Here is a 14360-nt window from a genome sequence, read left to right as displayed (position 1 = left end):
CCCCGCCGGCGGCGCATACGCTGAAAAGACACGGCCCGCCCGGCATCGCTGCCGGGCGGGCCGTTTTCGTCGGCGCTCGCGCGTGTCGCGTGTCACGCGCCGCCGATGCGGCGGCGCATGCTTACTTGTTCGGCTGCGGCGTGAGGCGCAGATACGGACGCACTGCGTTGAAGCCCTTCGGGAAACGCTTCTTCAGCTCTTCCGGATCCTGCAGCGACGGCACGATCACGACGTCGTCGCCGTCTTTCCAGTTGCCGGGCGTCGCGACCTTGTAATTGTCGGTCAGTTGCAGCGAGTCGATCACGCGCAGCACTTCGTCGAAGTTGCGACCGGTGCTGGCCGGATACGTGATGATGAGCCGCACCTTCTTGTTCGGATCGATCACGAACAGCGAGCGCACCGTCAGCGTTTCGTTCGCATTCGGGTGGATCATGTCGTACAGCTGCGAAACCTTGCGGTCAGCATCGGCGATGATCGGGAAGCCGACGACCGTCGATTGCGTCTCGTTGATGTCGTTGATCCAGCCCTTGTGCGACTCGACGCCGTCCACCGACAGCGCGATCACCTTCACGTTGCGTTTCTCGAATTCGCCCTTCAGCTTCGCGGTCAGCCCGAGCTCGGTCGTGCACACCGGCGTGTAGTCGGCCGGGTGGGAGAACAGGACGCCCCAGCCGTCGCCCAGCCACTCGTGAAACTTGATCGGGCCCAGGCTCGATTCCTGCTCGAAATCCGGTGCGATGTCGCCAAGACGCAGACTCATGATGTTCCCTCCTCGAACGATGCTGGTTGAAACCGCGCGCTGTCGGCGCGGGACAGTCCATCAGCTTACGGGAAGCAATGGGACATGCGAACGATTATTCCGTTTGATATTCATACTTTTTTGTCATTTTTGCCTGGTCGGGAGCGAGACGGGCGGCGGCACGGGAAACTTTTCGCATCGTTTGCGGCTCTGTTGATGATTACAAGTCGTTTACCATGTGGGCTGGCACCGCCGTCCTGCATCTTCCCGGCTCGCCAGCAAGCAGGCGTTTCGCTACGATGTGAACCTGCAGCATGACAGCATGAAGGGAGTTGCAATGTCGGAAATCAACAAGGAGAAACTGATGTCGGATATCAAAACCGTTCTCGCGGACGCCGAAGATCTGCTCAAGCAAGCGGCGAGCAGCACGGGCGACCGTGCGGCCGAACTGCGCGAGAAAGCCATGTCGCGCCTGAAGCAGGCCAAGGAAAAGGCAACCGACGTTCAGGTCGTGGTGGTCGAAAAAGGCAAGAAGGCCGCGCGCGCGACCGACGACTACGTGCACGAGCATCCGTGGACGTCGATCAGCGTCGCTGCTGGCATCGGCGTGCTGGTCGGTCTGCTGATCAACCGCAAGTAACGCGCTCGACGCCGTTCCGCCCCCTGTGCCGCCCGCGGCGGCACAGGGGTGCTCAAGCCAGGCCGGCGGTTCGCCACCAGCCGGCTTTGACTTAGCCGCTCACTGCGCGCGCAAGCGCCTCATCCATGACGACAGACACCAACCCGCAGCCGTCCGGCCAGGGGCCGCTGCGCCGCCTCGTCGGCTCCGCGATCGGCCTTCTGCAAACGCGCCTCGAACTGGTGGGCATCGAACTCGCCGAGGAGAAGGAGCGCCTGATGGGCGTACTGTTCCTCGGGCTGGCGGCCATGATGCTCGCGACGATGGCGCTCATCAGCCTCACCGTGCTCGTCGCGATCGCGTTCTGGGACACCTATCGCTGGCAATCGCTTGCCGCGATCACCGCGGTGTACGCCGTCGGCGGCATCGTATGTGCGCTGAAGGCGCGCTCCGGCCTGCGCGATGCACCGACCGTGTTCGAGGCGACGCTGCACGAACTCGAGAAAGACCGCGACATGTTCCGCGGCAAGCCGTGAACGCACCCGCGTTCGTCCCTCTCACCTACTTCGCCGACGCGCCATGAGCCAGAACGTTACGGGCAATTCATCCCGCTCCCATTCGTCGCGATCGAACTGGAGCGCATCGCAGCATCGCGCGCTGCGCAAGGAGTTGCTGATCCTGCGCTCCGAGGTCGAGCGGCTCGAGCTTGCCGAAGCCGCCGCCGAAATGCGCCACGCCGTCACGCGCTTCAGCTGGCTCAAGGTCTTCGTGCCTGGCCTGTCGACCGGCAAGTTCAGCCAGTCCGCCAAGAACCTGAACGCGAGCCTCGGCCAACTCGTCAACCAGTATCCGATGCTGAGTTCGCTCGCATCGCTCGTGCTCGCGAAACCCGTGCGCTCGCTGCTGCGCGCAAGCGCCGGCCCCGCGTTGAAGTGGGGGACCGTCGGCTTCGCCGCATGGGAGATCTACCGGATCTGGAAGCAGTCGCGCGACGAGCGCGGCAGCGCCGCGAACGACGACTGACGCACGACGACGGACGCGCATGCGCATGTGTTGCATGCGTCGTCGCGCGCCTTCGGTGCGCGTTCAGCGTACGCCCCAGCATGTCCCGTCCTGCCCATCGGCACTGCCGTCGCTCGATCCTGTATTCCCTTTCACCCCGTCCGAGCGCAGCGTGAATGCGCCGCACCGGTCGTCGCGCATCGGGCCGGTGTCGAGCGGGCTCGCGACGAGTTCGTAGACTACCGAAGCATCGTCGCCGCCCGGGCGGCGGAGTGCCACGCGATAGACCGGCCGCCCGTCCGGAGGCGCATGCGCCAGCGCCTCCGGCAACGCCGGGGGAGGCGTGCCATCGAGCGTCTCGAGATAGTGAGCCGCGCGATACAGTGCGGCAACCGCGGACGCGCGATGCACGCGCGCGACGTGCTCGCGATACGACGGGATACCCCATCCGGCCAGTACGGCGACGATCGCCAGCACGATCATCAGTTCGACCAGCGTGAATGCCGCCGGTGGACGCGTGAGCGTACGCCTGTTCATTGATGCATCGCCGCGACGCGACGCCAGCGCTCTGCAACGATACGGCCGTCACGCAGCGCGACCTGGCTTTGCAGCCAGACCACGCTCGATGCATGGCCGCCGACGCCCCGCGCGGTGACGAGGTATGCGCGACTCCCCGGCGGGCCTGCTCCACGCCATGCCTCGATCAGGCATCGCGGCGGCTGTGCGGCCATCGGCCACGAAGCGAACGGTGCGAACGCGTCGGCAGCGCTGAGCGCCGGCGTGCGCCGCCACGCGTCCGGCTCGACGTGCGAGGCGGCTGCGTCGACATACGGCGCGGCACCGCGGAGCAATCGTGCGGTGCAGGCGGTCAACGCCGCATCGGCCGCGTGGAAGGCGATCAGCCGATCCGACAATGCACGCGCGCGGCGCGACTCCGTCAGCGCGGCTTCGAACCATGTGCCGGTCAGCGCCGCGACCGCCGCACCGACCGCGATCACGGCGGGCAATGCGAGGCCGGCATCGCGGCGCCAGACCCGGTTTGCCGATCGGCCGCCTGTACGCCATTCGCGTCGGCTCATGCATGTGCCGCCCATCACGCGTTGCGTGCCGCCAGCCTCCATCGTGCTTTCGCGGACATGTCCTGCCGCGCCTCGCATTGCCGGTTCGTTCACGCACTCGTTTGCACGGTTCATCGGAACGCCTCGTGGGCATGCGCTGCGTCACGTTCGCGCTCGGGCTCGGCCATTGCGAACGCGGCGTTTCGCAACGCGACGATCCGGTGCAGCACGAGACGCGCGCGACCGTCCCGCGCAACGACCGTGCGACCGTCGCAATCGACATGGCTCATCGATTCGCGCATCGGTTCGCCGCGTGCCCGGACGCATACATGCACGGCGACGACCTCGTGCCAGCCTCCGGCGGGCATCGCCTCTGCGTTCACGAACTGCACGTCTGCATGACGCAGGTAGCGCAGGCGCAACTGATCGATCCCAGCCACGACGGGTTGCGGCGTGCCCGGGCGCCCGCTCCCTTCGCAGTACAACTCCGGCTCGCCCGTCGACGGACTCACGTGCGCGTCGAAACGGTTTTCCACGAGCGGCCGCTCACCGGCCGTGCCAACACCCTGCCCGAGACAGTCCGATACCTGGGCGCCGCTCGTCGGCCATGTCGACACGGTGTCGCCGACATACCGGATCAGCACCGCGTCCGACGCGGCGCGCACGGCCTCGCACCGCACCTGCGCGCCGTCGCCTCGCACACGCGCGGCCGAACAGCCGAATACCGGCGACAACGATGGCGCCGCTTCGGCATCGAGCGGGCGAAAGCCGGCCATCTGGAGCTGCTGACCGATCAGTGTCAGCGCGGTCGCCGCTGCATCGCGCATCCGGAAGCCGTCCTCGGCCCGTCGCTGTGCGACGCGCTGTGCGTGATACAACGCGCCGGCTGCGGCAAGCACGAGCAGACCGACGGTCATCGCGACCAGCACTTCGAGCAACGTATGTGCGCGGATGCGGCGATCAGCGTTCATCGGCGTCGGCCTCCCGAAACGGAATCCGCACGCACGACGGTGGCTTGGTCGTCACCCCCGCCGCTTCGCATCGCATCGACGCCACCGCGTCGGCGTCGCGCCAGCCGACGATCGCGTACCGCACGTGGCCCGTGCCGCGATAGAGCGTCATCGTGCCGCCCGGCAACGATGCGGCCACGAGCGCCGCGACGCTGTCGTCGGCCGTTGCAGCGACGTACAGGCGCTCGATCCGTGCATCGGCGAGCCACAGCGCGCGCTCGCGCCAGATCGTCGCCCGCTGCGCACGCGCCATCGCGAGCTGGCTGCCGGCCACCGCCAGCATCACGACCGCGAGCAGCGCAATGGCCAGCACCGCTTCGAGCAACGACGTGCCGCGTGTCGATTTGCGCACGCGCTTCATGCCGCGCCTCATCCCCCACCTCATGCCGCGTCGCACCGGCCGGCGACGACGCGCGCGCGGCCGCCCGCCGCTATCCGGATACACCGCGACACACGTGCCGCGTCGTCTCCCGGCGACTCACGCTGCGGACGCAATTCGAAACGACGCATTCCGCCGATCACCTGACCGGCAGGCGGTGCAAACGCGAGATCGTGTGCGGCCCCCGCGACGGCGATTTCCGCATCATGCGGATATCGCCGCAGCACGCGCGACTGCCCGTCGAACTGCCCGCTGACGATCCAGGCGCACGACCACTCCGCAGGGCCGCAACGCTCGCCCGAACGCACGCAGGCACCGTCGCGCCCGGCCCTGCACAGCGTGACGCGCACGCCGAGACGCGCCGCCTCGGTGCGCGCGAACGACAACGCACCAAGCAGTGTGCGGGCACGCGCATCGACGCGTTCGCGCATGCGCCACTGATCGAAGGCAGGCGCCGCGTAGAGCCCCATCCCGACCACGAGCGCGATCGCAACCATCAGCTCGACGAGCGTGAACCCGCCGCAGTGTCGCCCGCCTTTTTCAACCACTCCCTGCCGGTGCCGCCCCATCGCCATCGCCCTCCGCCAACGTGATGCGACGACTGTAGCGACGCATGCGGACGCACGCCATTTGCCGAACGGCCGACTGGCGACATGCGATCGCGACCGACACAATCGGCGCGAATCGAACCCACGGAGAAGACGATGGACGAACGCAGCGCGTCAGCGCTTACGCGGAGGCTTGGAGGGGGACGCGCGACGGAACTCTTCGATCACGTCGGCAAATTCGGAGACGTCCTCGAACCGGCGATATACCGATGCGAAACGGACATAGGCAATCGTATCGAGGCCGCGCAGCTCGTTCATCACAAGTTCGCCGAGCTTCTCGCTACGCACTTCACGCTCGCCGGTCGCGAGCAGTTGATACTCGATACGGGCGACCGCCGCGTCGATCGCGTCAGCCGCAACCGGCCGCTTGCGCAGCGCGAGTTGCATGCTGGCGACGATCTTGCGACGGTCGAATTCCGTGCGGCTGCCATCCTTCTTCACGACGGCGGGCAGGTTCAGTTCGACCCGCTCGTACGTCGTGAAACGCTTGTCGCAAGCCGAGCAGCGACGGCGCCGACGAATCGCGGCGCCATCTTCGGACACGCGCGAGTCGACGACCTGCGTGTCTTCATGCCGGCAGAACGGGCAGCGCATCGTCGATCAGCGATAGACCGGGAAACGCTTGGTCAGCTCGGCCACTTGCGCGCGCACGCGCTCGATCGTCGCTGCATCTTCCGGATTCTCGAGCACGTCGGCGATCAGATTGCCGACCGTCTCGGCTTCCGCCGTGCCGAAGCCACGCGTCGTCATTGCCGGCGAACCGAGGCGGATGCCGCTGGTGACGAACGGCTTTTCCGGATCGTTCGGGATCGCGTTCTTGTTCACCGTGATGTGCGCTGCGCCGAGCGCCGCTTCCGCAGCCTTGCCCGTGATGTTCTTCGCGCGCAGGTCCACCAGCATCACGTGGCTTTCCGTGCGGCCCGACACGATCCGCAGCCCACGCTTGACCAGCGTTTCAGCCAGCACGCGTGCGTTCTCGACCACCTTCTGCTGGTATTCCTTGAATTCCGGCGACAGCGCTTCCTTGAACGCCACGGCCTTGCCGGCGATCACGTGCATCAGCGGACCGCCCTGGATGCCCGGGAAGATCGCCGAGTTGATCGGCTTCTCGTACTCGGACTTCATCAGGATCACGCCGCCGCGCGGGCCGCGCAGGCTCTTGTGCGTGGTGGTCGTCACGAAATCCGCGTGCGGCACCGGGTTCGGGTACACACCGGCTGCTATCAGGCCGGCGTAGTGCGCCATGTCGACCATCAGGTAGGCGCCGACCGACTTCGCGATCTTCGCCAGACGCTCGAAGTCGATCTTCAGCGCGAACGCCGATGCGCCCGCGACGATCAGCTTCGGCTTGTGCTCCTGCGCGAGCTTCTCGGCGGCTTCGTAGTCGATGTCTTCGTTTTCGTTCAGGCCGTAGCTGACGACGTTGAACCACTTGCCCGACATGTTCACCGGCGAGCCGTGCGTCAGGTGACCACCGTGCGCGAGGCTCATGCCCATGATCGTGTCGCCCGGCTTCAGCATCGCGAAGAACACGCCCTGGTTCGCCTGCGAACCCGAGTTCGGCTGCACGTTAGCGGCTTCCGCGCCGAACAGCTGCTTCACGCGGTCGATCGCCAGTTGCTCGACGATGTCGACGTATTCGCAGCCGCCGTAGTAGCGCTTGCCCGGATAACCTTCCGCGTACTTGTTCGTGAGCTGCGAGCCCTGTGCGGCCATCACGGCCGGGCTCGTGTAGTTTTCCGACGCGATCAGCTCGATGTGCTCTTCCTGGCGGCGGTTTTCCTGCTCGATCGCTGCAAAGAGTTCGGGATCGACGTTCGCGATGGTGCTTTGGGCTCTGTCAAACATACGGTTTCCGTTAAGTGTGTACAGGTTGACCGGGGTGGCCGAGTACATTGCGCTGCTGGCGGGACCAGCTCGACGTGGCGGAAGAATCCGTATGACGCGAGGCAGGACAGCCACCGGCGATGCACGCAACGGCGCACAACGGCTGCCCAGGCGAACGGCAAAAACGATGCCCCGCGCTTCACGGTGGGATGCTCCACCTTGAACCCGAAGGGTTCTATCGCCAGTCACGCAGGGGTGATGAGCGCGTTAGTGTATTGGATGCGTCATGAATAGGCAACCGCGCGGCAGCCGCCCCGAAACAATAAGGGCCAGACTCTACGCACCCGTACCGGAACGCTTCGCCGCCTTGCCGCGGTGCGGCAATCTCAGTAGGCTTGCGGGATACTATCCGCCACTTTGTTACCGACCAGGAGCAGCAATGATCGTGTTCGTCACAGGCGCGTCCGCCGGCTTCGGCGCCGCCATCGCCCGAGCTTTCGTCAAGGGCGGCCATCGCGTCGTCGCAACCGCCCGCCGCAAGGATCGTCTCGATGCACTCGCGGCAGAACTCGGCGACGCCCTGCTGCCGATCGAGCTCGACGTGCGCGACCGCGCGGCCGTCGAAGCCGTGCTGGCAGCCCTTCCCGCCGAATTCGCGGCGCTCGACGTGCTCGTCAACAATGCCGGTCTCGCACTCGGCGTCGAACCGGCCCAGAAGGCCAGCCTCGACGAGTGGCAGACCATGATCGACACGAACTGCTCGGGCCTCGTGACCGTCACGCACACGCTGCTGCCCGGCATGATCGCCCGCGGTCGCGGCCACATCTTCAATCTCGGCTCGGTTGCCGGCATGTATCCGTATCCGGGCGGGAACGTCTACGGCGCGACCAAGGCCTTCGTCAGACAATTCAGCCTGAACCTGCGCGCCGACCTGATCGGTACACCGTTGCGCGTAACCGACATCGAGCCGGGCCTCTGCGGCGGCACGGAATTCTCGAACGTCCGCTTCCGCGGCGACGATACGAAGGCGGCAAACGTCTACCAGAACGTCCAGCCGCTCACGGCCGAGGACATCGCCGACACGATCTACTGGATCGCGACGCGCCCCGCGCACGTCAACATCAACACGATCGAGATGATGCCGGTCGCGCAGGCGCCGGCGGGTCTCACGATCCATCGCGGCTGACGCGCCGGAGGCACCGCGGGCCCTGCCTGAGGCGGGCCCGCGGCGTGCTACCGCGTACTACATTCCGTTACGAATCGGTTACGAATCCGGCCCCGCCCTTCCGGTAGAATGCGCGCCATGACTCAGCCTACCCGCTCCCCGGACGCGCCCTCCGGCTTTACCTGGCCGGTGCGCGTGTACTACGAGGATACCGATGCAGGCGGCATCGTTTTCTATGCCAACTACCTGAAATTCTTCGAGCGCGCCCGCACCGAATGGCTGCGCGCGTGCGGCATCGACCAGCGTCGGCTCGCCGACGACACCGGCGCGATCTTCATCGTGCGCAGCACGTCGCTCGACTACCGCGCACCGGCGCGACTCGATGACGCACTGGCGATCACGAACCGGCCCGGACGCATCGGCCGCGCATCGGTGGAATTCACGCAGGAAGCGTGGCGTGGAGACACGCTGCTCGTGGCCGGACATATCCGCCTCGGCTGCGTCGACCGTACCGGCATTCGGCCCGCGGCGATCCCGCCGGTCGTACTCGACGCGCTGCACCGCGGGCCCGTCATCGACACCGGGCAGACTGTATTGTCAACGAAGCTCGCATGAGCACCGTTTAGACAATGCCCATGAACTTGCCTTCCTGAATCGATACTAAGCAAGGTTCGGCGCCAGGCCTGGCCGGCGCGCCGCGCCGCACGCATACCCGGCGCCCCGAAGGGACGTTACTCAAACCTCTATGAACACTTCTCAAGACCTGTCGATCATTTCCCTCGTCCTCAACGCGAGCGTGCTGGCCCAGGCCGTGATGGGGCTGCTGCTGCTGCTGTCGCTGATGTCGTGGACCTTCATCTTCCGCAAGTGGTTCGCGATCCGCCGCGCGCGCGCGCAGACCGAGCGCTTCGAAAAAGACTTCTGGTCGGGCGGCGACCTGCAGGCGCTGTATCAGAGCGCGGCCAACAACCGCCATACGATCGGCGCGCTCGAGCGGATCTTCGAATCGGGGATGCGCGAATTCCTGAAGGCGAAGGAAAAACGCATCAGCGATCCGGGCCTCGTCCTCGACGGCGCGCGCCGCGCGATGCGCGCGTCGTTCCAGCGTGAAATGGACGTGCTCGAAGCGAACCTCGCGTTCCTCGCGTCGGTCGGCTCGGTCAGCCCGTACATCGGTCTGTTCGGCACGGTGTGGGGGATCATGAACTCGTTCCGCGGCCTCGCGAACGTGCAGCAGGCCACGCTCGCGAACGTCGCGCCGGGCATTGCGGAAGCGCTCGTCGCCACCGCGATCGGCCTGTTTGCCGCGATTCCGGCAGTCGTCGCGTACAACCGCTACGCGCACGACATCGACCGCCTCGCGATCCGCTTCGAGACCTTCATCGAAGAGTTCTCGAACATCCTGCAGCGTCAGGCCCAGTAAGGAGCGCGCCATGGCAGGAAGTCCCATTCGATCCAGCATGCGCGGCGGCCGCGGGCGCCGTGCGATGGCCGACATCAACGTCGTGCCGTACATCGACGTGATGCTCGTGCTGCTCGTGATCTTCATGGTCACGGCACCGCTCGTCGCCCCGTCGATCATCAATCTGCCGACCGTCGGCAATGCCGCGCCGCAGGAGCAGACGCCGCCCGTCGTCGTCAACATCAAGGCCGACCGCACGATGAGCGTCAAGTACAAGGGCGACTCCGGCGCGACGCAGGAAGACACGATGACCAAGGCCGAGCTCGACAGCTTCATCTCGTCCCGCCAGGCCGACCATCCCGACCAGCCGGTCGTGATCGCGGCCGACAAGACCGTGCAGTACGATGCAGTCATGACCGTGATGTCGGATCTGAAGGCGCGCGGCGTCAAGCGCGTCGGCCTCCTCGTCAAATCGCAATGAACCGGCAGCAATCCACGCGCAGCAACGCCTACCCGCCTCAGCCCCCTCGCGAGCGCGGCACCTGGCGTGCGTTCGCGCTCGCCGCGCTGATGCACGTGCTGCTCGCGCTGTTTCTCTATCACGGCGTGCAGTGGCAAAACAGCACGCCGGCCGGCGCCGAAGCCGAGCTGTGGACCGAGGTGCCCGACGTCCCCACGCCGCGCCCCGTCGTGCCGCCGCCGCCCGCGAAGCTGGCCCCGCCCGCTCCGCCCGTTCGCGACGAGCAGGCCGACATCGCGCTGCAGCAGAAGAAGCGGCAGCAGGAAGCGGCCGCGCGTGAAGCGCTGCTCGAGCAGCAACAGCGCCGCGCGCAGCAGTTGAAGCAGCAGGAAGACGAAGCCCGGCGCGCGCAGCTCGCCGCCCAGCAGGCCGCCGCGCTCGCCGCGCAAAAGGCGGCCGAGCGCGACAAGCAGAAGCAGGCGGACAAGCTGAAGCAACAGCAGCTCGTCGAGCAGCAAAAACTCGAGCAGCAGAAGCTTCAACAGCAGAAGCAGGCGCAGCTCGAGGCCCAGCAGGCGGCGAAGGCCAAGGCCGATGCAGCCGCGAAGGCGAAGGCGGAAGCCCAGGCACAGGCCAAAGCCAAGGCGAAGGCCGAAGCGACGGCCCGCGCGAAAGCCGACGCGGCATCGAAAGCGAAGCTCGACCAGGAACGGAATGCACGCCTCGCGCAGATGCAGGGCATGGCAGGCGCCGGCGAAGGCGGCGGCCAGGGCCTCGCGCACAGCGGCACCGGCACAGGTTCCGGCGGCAATGCTGCGTCGCCCGGGTATCCTGACAAGGTGCGTCGCCGCGTGAAGCCGAACATCGTCTGGGGCGGCGAGCGCGCCGGCCTGACGACCGTCGTCGCGATCCGCTGCACACCGTCGGGCGACGTGCTGAGCGTTTCGATCCGCCGTTCGAGCGGAAATTCGGGGTGGGATCAAGCCGTGGTCAATGCGATCCAGGCATCGGTCCCGTTGCCACCCGATTCTAACGGTCGTACCCCATCAGACATTACGATTACCTTCAAGGCGGCGGAGTGAACGGAAATGCGCTTACACTCCGGGCGTCGCTGTCAGACGGGAACGAATCGGGTATTTTTACTGTCTCTGCCGTTGCGCAGCGATTCAAGTCATACGGGAAGCAAGAAGCATGAGTTTGATGACGAAGCTAGGTTTCAGGGCACTCGTGGCCTCGTGTCTGATTGCCGCGGGCGGCACCGCTAATGCGCAGGTCAACGTGCTGATCACCGGCGTCGGTTCGACCCAGTTCCCCATCGCGACCGCGAACTTCGCGAACGAGGCAGGCCTGCCGCAGCAGGTCACGTCGATCGTCCGCGCGGATCTCGCCCGTAGCGGCAAATTCACCAATATCGACGCGGGCAGCACGCCCGTGCCCGAGACCGCATCGGTCGATCTCGGCGCATGGAAGGCCAAGGGCGCCAATGCGTTCGTCGCCGGCAGTGTGAACCGCGAAGCGAACGGCCAGTACAAGGTGAACTTCATCCTGTACGACACCGTGAAGCAGCAAAGCCTCGGCGGCCTGTCGCTGACGGCGAACGACAACACGCTGCGCACGGCCGGCCACAAGATCGCCGACTACATCTACCAGAAGCTGCTCGGCGTGCGCGGCGTATTCGCCACGCGCCTGTCGTACGTGATCAAGACGGGCAACCGCTACCAGCTGCAGATCTCGGACTCCGACGGCCAGAACGCGCGCATCGCGCTGTCGAGCACGGAGCCGATCATCTCGCCGGCGTGGTCGCCCAGCGGCACGAAGGTCGCGTACGTGTCGTTCGAGCGCAAGAAGCCGATCGTCTACATCCACGACCTGCCGACCGGCCGCCGCTACATGGTCTCCGACCAGAAGGGCAACAACAGCGCGCCGGCGTGGTCGCCGGACGGCAACACGCTCGCGGTCGCGCTGTCGCTGACGGGCAATACGCAAATCTATACGGTCAACTCCAACGGCGGCGGCCTGCGTCGTCTCACGCAGAGCAGCTCGATCGACACCGAGCCGTTCTACTCGCCGGACGGCCGCTGGATCTACTTCACGAGCGATCGCGGCGGTGCGCCGCAGATCTACCGGATGCCCGCGCAAGGCGAAAGCGCCGGCGCCGCGCAACGCGTGACTTTCACCGGCAGCTACAACACCAGTCCGCGCATCAGCCCGGACGGCAAGCTGCTCGCTTACATCTCCCGCACGGGCGGGGGCTTCAAGCTGTACGTTCAGGATCTGCAAACGGGCGCGGCGAACGCCATCACCAATACGAATCGCGACGAATCGCCAAGCTTCGCGGCAAACGGTCAGTACCTCCTCTATGCCACCCAGTCGGGCGGGCGCAACGTACTGGCCGCCGTGCCTTCCGACGGCAGCGCGCCGCCGCAGATCCTGTCCGTCCAGGGCGGCTCCGTTCGTGAGCCGTCGTGGGGGCCCTTCATGCAATGACCACAAGGAGAGTAACCATGATGTCGAAAAAAGTTCGTCTGGCCCTGGCCGTGATGATGATCGGCACGCTCGCAGCGTGTAAGTCGGGCGTGAAGCTCGACGACAAGGCCAACAACGCGGGCGCGATGAGCACGCAGCCGAGCGCCGACAACGTCGCACAAGTGAACGTCGATCCGCTGAATGATCCGAACAGCCCGCTCGCGAAGCGCAGCATCTACTTCGATTTCGACAGCTATTCGGTGAAGGACGAGTACCAGCCGCTGCTGCAGCAACACGCTCAGTACCTGAAGAGCCACCCGCAGCGTCACGTGCTGATCCAGGGCAACACCGACGAACGCGGCACGAGCGAGTACAACCTCGCGCTGGGCCAGAAGCGTGCGGAAGCCGTGCGCCGCGCGATGGCACTGCTCGGCGTGAACGACTCGCAGATGGAAGCCGTGAGCCTCGGCAAGGAAAAGCCGCAAGCAACGGGTCACGACGAAGCATCGTGGGCGCAGAACCGTCGCGCCGACCTCGTCTACCAACAGTAAGTAACGGAAGGTTCGCCGTATGACGCACCGTGTATCCCTGCTGCGCGTTGCCGCGGCATTCTGCGTCGTTGGCGCGGCGTGGTCGGCCGCGCCGGCGCACGCCGGCGTGTTCGACGACAACGAAGCGCGCCGCGCCGTGCTCGATCTGCGCAGCAAAACCGACAACCTGGCGAGCCAGTTGTCGGCCGCCCAGCGTACGATCCTCGATCAATCCGGCCGTCTCGACCAGCTGAACCAGCAGGTCGCGACGCTGCGCGGCGAGAACGAGGATCTGACGAACCGGCTGACGACGCTCGAACGGCAGCAGAAGGAGTACTACCAGGATCTCGACACGCGGCTCAAGAAGTTCGAGCCGCAACAGGCGACGATCGATGGTGTCGAAGGCACCGTGCAGCCGGGTGAAACGGATGCGCTCAACGCGGCGCAACAGCAGTTCCGCAACGGTAACTTCAAGGCGGCGTCGGCGTCGTTCCGCAGCTTCATCGCGAAGTATCCGCAGAGCCCGTACCAGCCGACCGCGCAATACTGGCTCGGCAATGCGCAATACGCACTGCGCGACTATCGCGGCTCCACGGCGACGTGGCAAGCGATCGTGAGCAAGTATCCGCAGCATCCGCGCGCGGCCGACGCCCTCGTCGCAATCGGCACGAACCAGCTCGAACAAGGCCAGAAGGCGGCCGCGAAGAAGACGTACGAGCAGGTCGTGTCGCAGTACGCCGGGTCGAACGCTGCGCAGACGGCGCAGGGCAAGCTCGAAAGCATCAAATAATTATCGTGACGGGTTGTTGACAGTCCAACAACCCGCCGCTATAATCTTTTGCTCTTTGGGTCGCTTGACAAGTTGCAAAAGCAACGAACCCGACAGAACCGGTTTCAAGAACGTGGGGTGGTAACTCAGTTGGTTAGAGTATCTGACTTTTAATCAGAGAGTCGAGGGTTCGAGTCCCTCCCACCCTACCAACTATCTTCGATAGTGCAAAAAGCCTCCCTCGCGGAGGCTTTTTTGCGTCTGTTGCTTTTGCGGGGGCACGGTGACCCTTCCCTGCCCGCAATGCCGCCGAAGAAAGCGCACTG

General features: G+C 65.7%; 19 protein-coding genes, 1 tRNA gene and 1 riboswitch. Of the genes, 12 read left to right on the top strand and 8 right to left on the bottom strand.

The features are described 5' to 3' along the window. Window positions 1-121: 121 nt before the first annotated feature. Window positions 122-760: a peroxiredoxin gene (locus tag DCN14_RS18265; protein ID WP_096504941.1), complete on the bottom strand. Its 639-nt coding sequence runs from the start codon at window positions 758-760 to the stop codon at window positions 122-124. Between the two features lie 316 nt (window positions 761-1076). Between DCN14_RS18265 and DCN14_RS18260 the strand changes: the two genes are divergently transcribed. The 3 genes from DCN14_RS18260 to DCN14_RS18250 all read left to right on the top strand — a co-directional run bounded on the left by DCN14_RS18260 (window position 1077) and on the right by DCN14_RS18250 (window position 2381). Then, window positions 1077-1379: a YqjD family protein gene (locus tag DCN14_RS18260; protein ID WP_096504942.1), complete on the top strand. Its 303-nt coding sequence runs from the start codon at window positions 1077-1079 to the stop codon at window positions 1377-1379. A 125-nt stretch (window positions 1380-1504) separates the two neighbouring features. Next, window positions 1505-1894, top strand: a complete 390-nt coding sequence (locus tag DCN14_RS18255; protein ID WP_096504944.1) for a phage holin family protein — start codon at window positions 1505-1507, stop codon at window positions 1892-1894. A gap of 43 nt (window positions 1895-1937) precedes the next feature. Further along, window positions 1938-2381, top strand: a complete 444-nt coding sequence (locus DCN14_RS18250; RefSeq protein WP_096504946.1) for a DUF3318 domain-containing protein — start codon at window positions 1938-1940, stop codon at window positions 2379-2381. A 63-nt stretch (window positions 2382-2444) separates the two neighbouring features. Here DCN14_RS18250 and DCN14_RS18245 read toward each other — a convergent pair whose 3' ends face one another. From DCN14_RS18245 to glyA, 7 genes are all read right to left on the bottom strand, one after another. After that, a complete protein-coding gene (locus DCN14_RS18245; protein WP_096504948.1) occupies window positions 2445-2897 on the bottom strand; it encodes a type IV pilin protein in 453 nt (150 codons plus the stop codon). Further along, window positions 2894-3439 carry a hypothetical protein gene (locus DCN14_RS18240; RefSeq protein WP_240327391.1) on the bottom strand — a complete coding sequence of 182 codons (546 nt, stop codon included), beginning with the start codon at window positions 3437-3439 and terminating at the stop codon, window positions 2894-2896. Before DCN14_RS18240 ends, DCN14_RS18245 begins: the two co-directional genes overlap by 4 nt. Window positions 3440-3549: 110 nt before the next feature. After that, window positions 3550-4389 carry a PilW family protein gene (locus DCN14_RS18235; protein ID WP_096504950.1) on the bottom strand — a complete coding sequence of 280 codons (840 nt, stop codon included), beginning with the start codon at window positions 4387-4389 and terminating at the stop codon, window positions 3550-3552. Then, window positions 4379-4789, bottom strand: coding sequence for a hypothetical protein (locus tag DCN14_RS18230; RefSeq protein WP_096505117.1), 411 nt, complete (start codon window positions 4787-4789; stop codon window positions 4379-4381). Before DCN14_RS18230 ends, DCN14_RS18235 begins: the two co-directional genes overlap by 11 nt. Window positions 4790-4809: 20 nt before the next feature. After that, window positions 4810-5376 carry a GspH/FimT family pseudopilin gene (locus tag DCN14_RS18225; RefSeq protein WP_096505119.1) on the bottom strand — a complete coding sequence of 189 codons (567 nt, stop codon included), beginning with the start codon at window positions 5374-5376 and terminating at the stop codon, window positions 4810-4812. Window positions 5377-5529: 153 nt separating this feature from the next. After that, complete coding sequence (gene nrdR / locus DCN14_RS18220) at window positions 5530-6009, bottom strand: transcriptional regulator NrdR (protein ID WP_006760615.1); 480 nt, start codon at window positions 6007-6009, stop codon at window positions 5530-5532. Between the two features lie 6 nt (window positions 6010-6015). After that, on the bottom strand, window positions 6016-7263 hold the full coding sequence (gene glyA, locus DCN14_RS18215) for a serine hydroxymethyltransferase (RefSeq protein WP_096504952.1): 1248 nt from the start codon (window positions 7261-7263) through the stop codon (window positions 6016-6018). 137 nt (window positions 7264-7400) lie between these two features. Beyond that, a riboswitch (ZMP/ZTP riboswitch) is annotated at window positions 7401-7501 on the bottom strand. A gap of 180 nt (window positions 7502-7681) precedes the next feature. Here glyA and DCN14_RS18205 point away from each other — a divergent pair. The 9 genes from DCN14_RS18205 (at window position 7682) to DCN14_RS18165 (ending at window position 14246) form a co-directional block, all read left to right on the top strand. Then, the gene (locus tag DCN14_RS18205) at window positions 7682-8428 is read left to right on the top strand and encodes an SDR family oxidoreductase (RefSeq protein ID WP_096504954.1); all 747 of its coding nucleotides are present in this window, start codon (window positions 7682-7684) and stop codon (window positions 8426-8428) included. Between the two features lie 108 nt (window positions 8429-8536). After that, complete coding sequence (gene ybgC, locus DCN14_RS18200) at window positions 8537-9022, top strand: tol-pal system-associated acyl-CoA thioesterase (RefSeq protein ID WP_096504956.1); 486 nt, start codon at window positions 8537-8539, stop codon at window positions 9020-9022. Window positions 9023-9152: 130 nt separating this feature from the next. Next, window positions 9153-9830, top strand: coding sequence for a protein TolQ (tolQ, locus tag DCN14_RS18195; protein ID WP_021157170.1), 678 nt, complete (start codon window positions 9153-9155; stop codon window positions 9828-9830). Between the two features lie 10 nt (window positions 9831-9840). Next, on the top strand, window positions 9841-10290 hold the full coding sequence (gene tolR, locus DCN14_RS18190; protein ID WP_096504958.1) for a protein TolR: 450 nt from the start codon (window positions 9841-9843) through the stop codon (window positions 10288-10290). Continuing rightward, complete coding sequence (gene tolA / locus DCN14_RS18185) at window positions 10287-11351, top strand: cell envelope integrity protein TolA (RefSeq protein ID WP_096504960.1); 1065 nt, start codon at window positions 10287-10289, stop codon at window positions 11349-11351. Before tolR ends, tolA begins: the two co-directional genes overlap by 4 nt. 109 nt (window positions 11352-11460) lie before the next feature. After that, window positions 11461-12756, top strand: a complete 1296-nt coding sequence (tolB, locus tag DCN14_RS18180; RefSeq protein WP_096504962.1) for a Tol-Pal system beta propeller repeat protein TolB — start codon at window positions 11461-11463, stop codon at window positions 12754-12756. A 17-nt stretch (window positions 12757-12773) separates the two neighbouring features. Further along, a complete protein-coding gene (gene pal, locus DCN14_RS18175) occupies window positions 12774-13286 on the top strand; it encodes a peptidoglycan-associated lipoprotein Pal (protein WP_096504964.1) in 513 nt (170 codons plus the stop codon). A gap of 19 nt (window positions 13287-13305) precedes the next feature. After that, window positions 13306-14055, top strand: a complete 750-nt coding sequence (gene ybgF, locus DCN14_RS18170; protein WP_096504966.1) for a tol-pal system protein YbgF — start codon at window positions 13306-13308, stop codon at window positions 14053-14055. A 114-nt stretch (window positions 14056-14169) separates the two neighbouring features. After that, window positions 14170-14246, top strand: a tRNA-Lys gene (locus tag DCN14_RS18165). The last annotated feature ends 114 nt before the right edge of the window (window positions 14247-14360 follow it).

Origin of the sequence: Burkholderia sp. IDO3 (assembly GCF_003366075.1) — a bacterium.
In the GTDB taxonomy this organism is placed as follows: Bacteria; Pseudomonadota; Gammaproteobacteria; order Burkholderiales; family Burkholderiaceae; genus Burkholderia; species Burkholderia anthina.
Note: the sequence above shows the minus strand (reverse complement) of the source record. Positions and strands in the feature narration are given on the sequence as shown.

What these genes read in the sequence shown, in the direction of transcription:
- DCN14_RS18265 (WP_096504941.1), bottom strand. Translation starts at nt 760, where the DNA reads ATGAGTCTGCGTCTTGGCGACATCGCACCGGATTTCGAGCAGGAATCG.
- DCN14_RS18260 (WP_096504942.1), top strand. Translation starts at nt 1,077, where the DNA reads ATGTCGGAAATCAACAAGGAGAAACTGATGTCGGATATCAAAACCGTT.
- DCN14_RS18255 (WP_096504944.1), top strand. Translation starts at nt 1,505, where the DNA reads ATGACGACAGACACCAACCCGCAGCCGTCCGGCCAGGGGCCGCTGCGC.
- DCN14_RS18250 (WP_096504946.1), top strand. Translation starts at nt 1,938, where the DNA reads ATGAGCCAGAACGTTACGGGCAATTCATCCCGCTCCCATTCGTCGCGA.
- DCN14_RS18245 (WP_096504948.1), bottom strand. Translation starts at nt 2,897, where the DNA reads ATGAACAGGCGTACGCTCACGCGTCCACCGGCGGCATTCACGCTGGTC.
- DCN14_RS18240 (WP_240327391.1), bottom strand. Translation starts at nt 3,439, where the DNA reads ATGAGCCGACGCGAATGGCGTACAGGCGGCCGATCGGCAAACCGGGTC.
- DCN14_RS18235 (WP_096504950.1), bottom strand. Translation starts at nt 4,389, where the DNA reads ATGAACGCTGATCGCCGCATCCGCGCACATACGTTGCTCGAAGTGCTG.
- DCN14_RS18230 (WP_096505117.1), bottom strand. Translation starts at nt 4,789, where the DNA reads ATGAAGCGCGTGCGCAAATCGACACGCGGCACGTCGTTGCTCGAAGCG.
- DCN14_RS18225 (WP_096505119.1), bottom strand. Translation starts at nt 5,376, where the DNA reads ATGGGGCGGCACCGGCAGGGAGTGGTTGAAAAAGGCGGGCGACACTGC.
- nrdR (WP_006760615.1), bottom strand. Translation starts at nt 6,009, where the DNA reads ATGCGCTGCCCGTTCTGCCGGCATGAAGACACGCAGGTCGTCGACTCG.
- glyA (WP_096504952.1), bottom strand. Translation starts at nt 7,263, where the DNA reads ATGTTTGACAGAGCCCAAAGCACCATCGCGAACGTCGATCCCGAACTC.
- DCN14_RS18205 (WP_096504954.1), top strand. Translation starts at nt 7,682, where the DNA reads ATGATCGTGTTCGTCACAGGCGCGTCCGCCGGCTTCGGCGCCGCCATC.
- ybgC (WP_096504956.1), top strand. Translation starts at nt 8,537, where the DNA reads ATGCGCGCCATGACTCAGCCTACCCGCTCCCCGGACGCGCCCTCCGGC.
- tolQ (WP_021157170.1), top strand. Translation starts at nt 9,153, where the DNA reads ATGAACACTTCTCAAGACCTGTCGATCATTTCCCTCGTCCTCAACGCG.
- tolR (WP_096504958.1), top strand. Translation starts at nt 9,841, where the DNA reads ATGGCAGGAAGTCCCATTCGATCCAGCATGCGCGGCGGCCGCGGGCGC.
- tolA (WP_096504960.1), top strand. Translation starts at nt 10,287, where the DNA reads ATGAACCGGCAGCAATCCACGCGCAGCAACGCCTACCCGCCTCAGCCC.
- tolB (WP_096504962.1), top strand. Translation starts at nt 11,461, where the DNA reads ATGAGTTTGATGACGAAGCTAGGTTTCAGGGCACTCGTGGCCTCGTGT.
- pal (WP_096504964.1), top strand. Translation starts at nt 12,774, where the DNA reads ATGATGTCGAAAAAAGTTCGTCTGGCCCTGGCCGTGATGATGATCGGC.
- ybgF (WP_096504966.1), top strand. Translation starts at nt 13,306, where the DNA reads ATGACGCACCGTGTATCCCTGCTGCGCGTTGCCGCGGCATTCTGCGTC.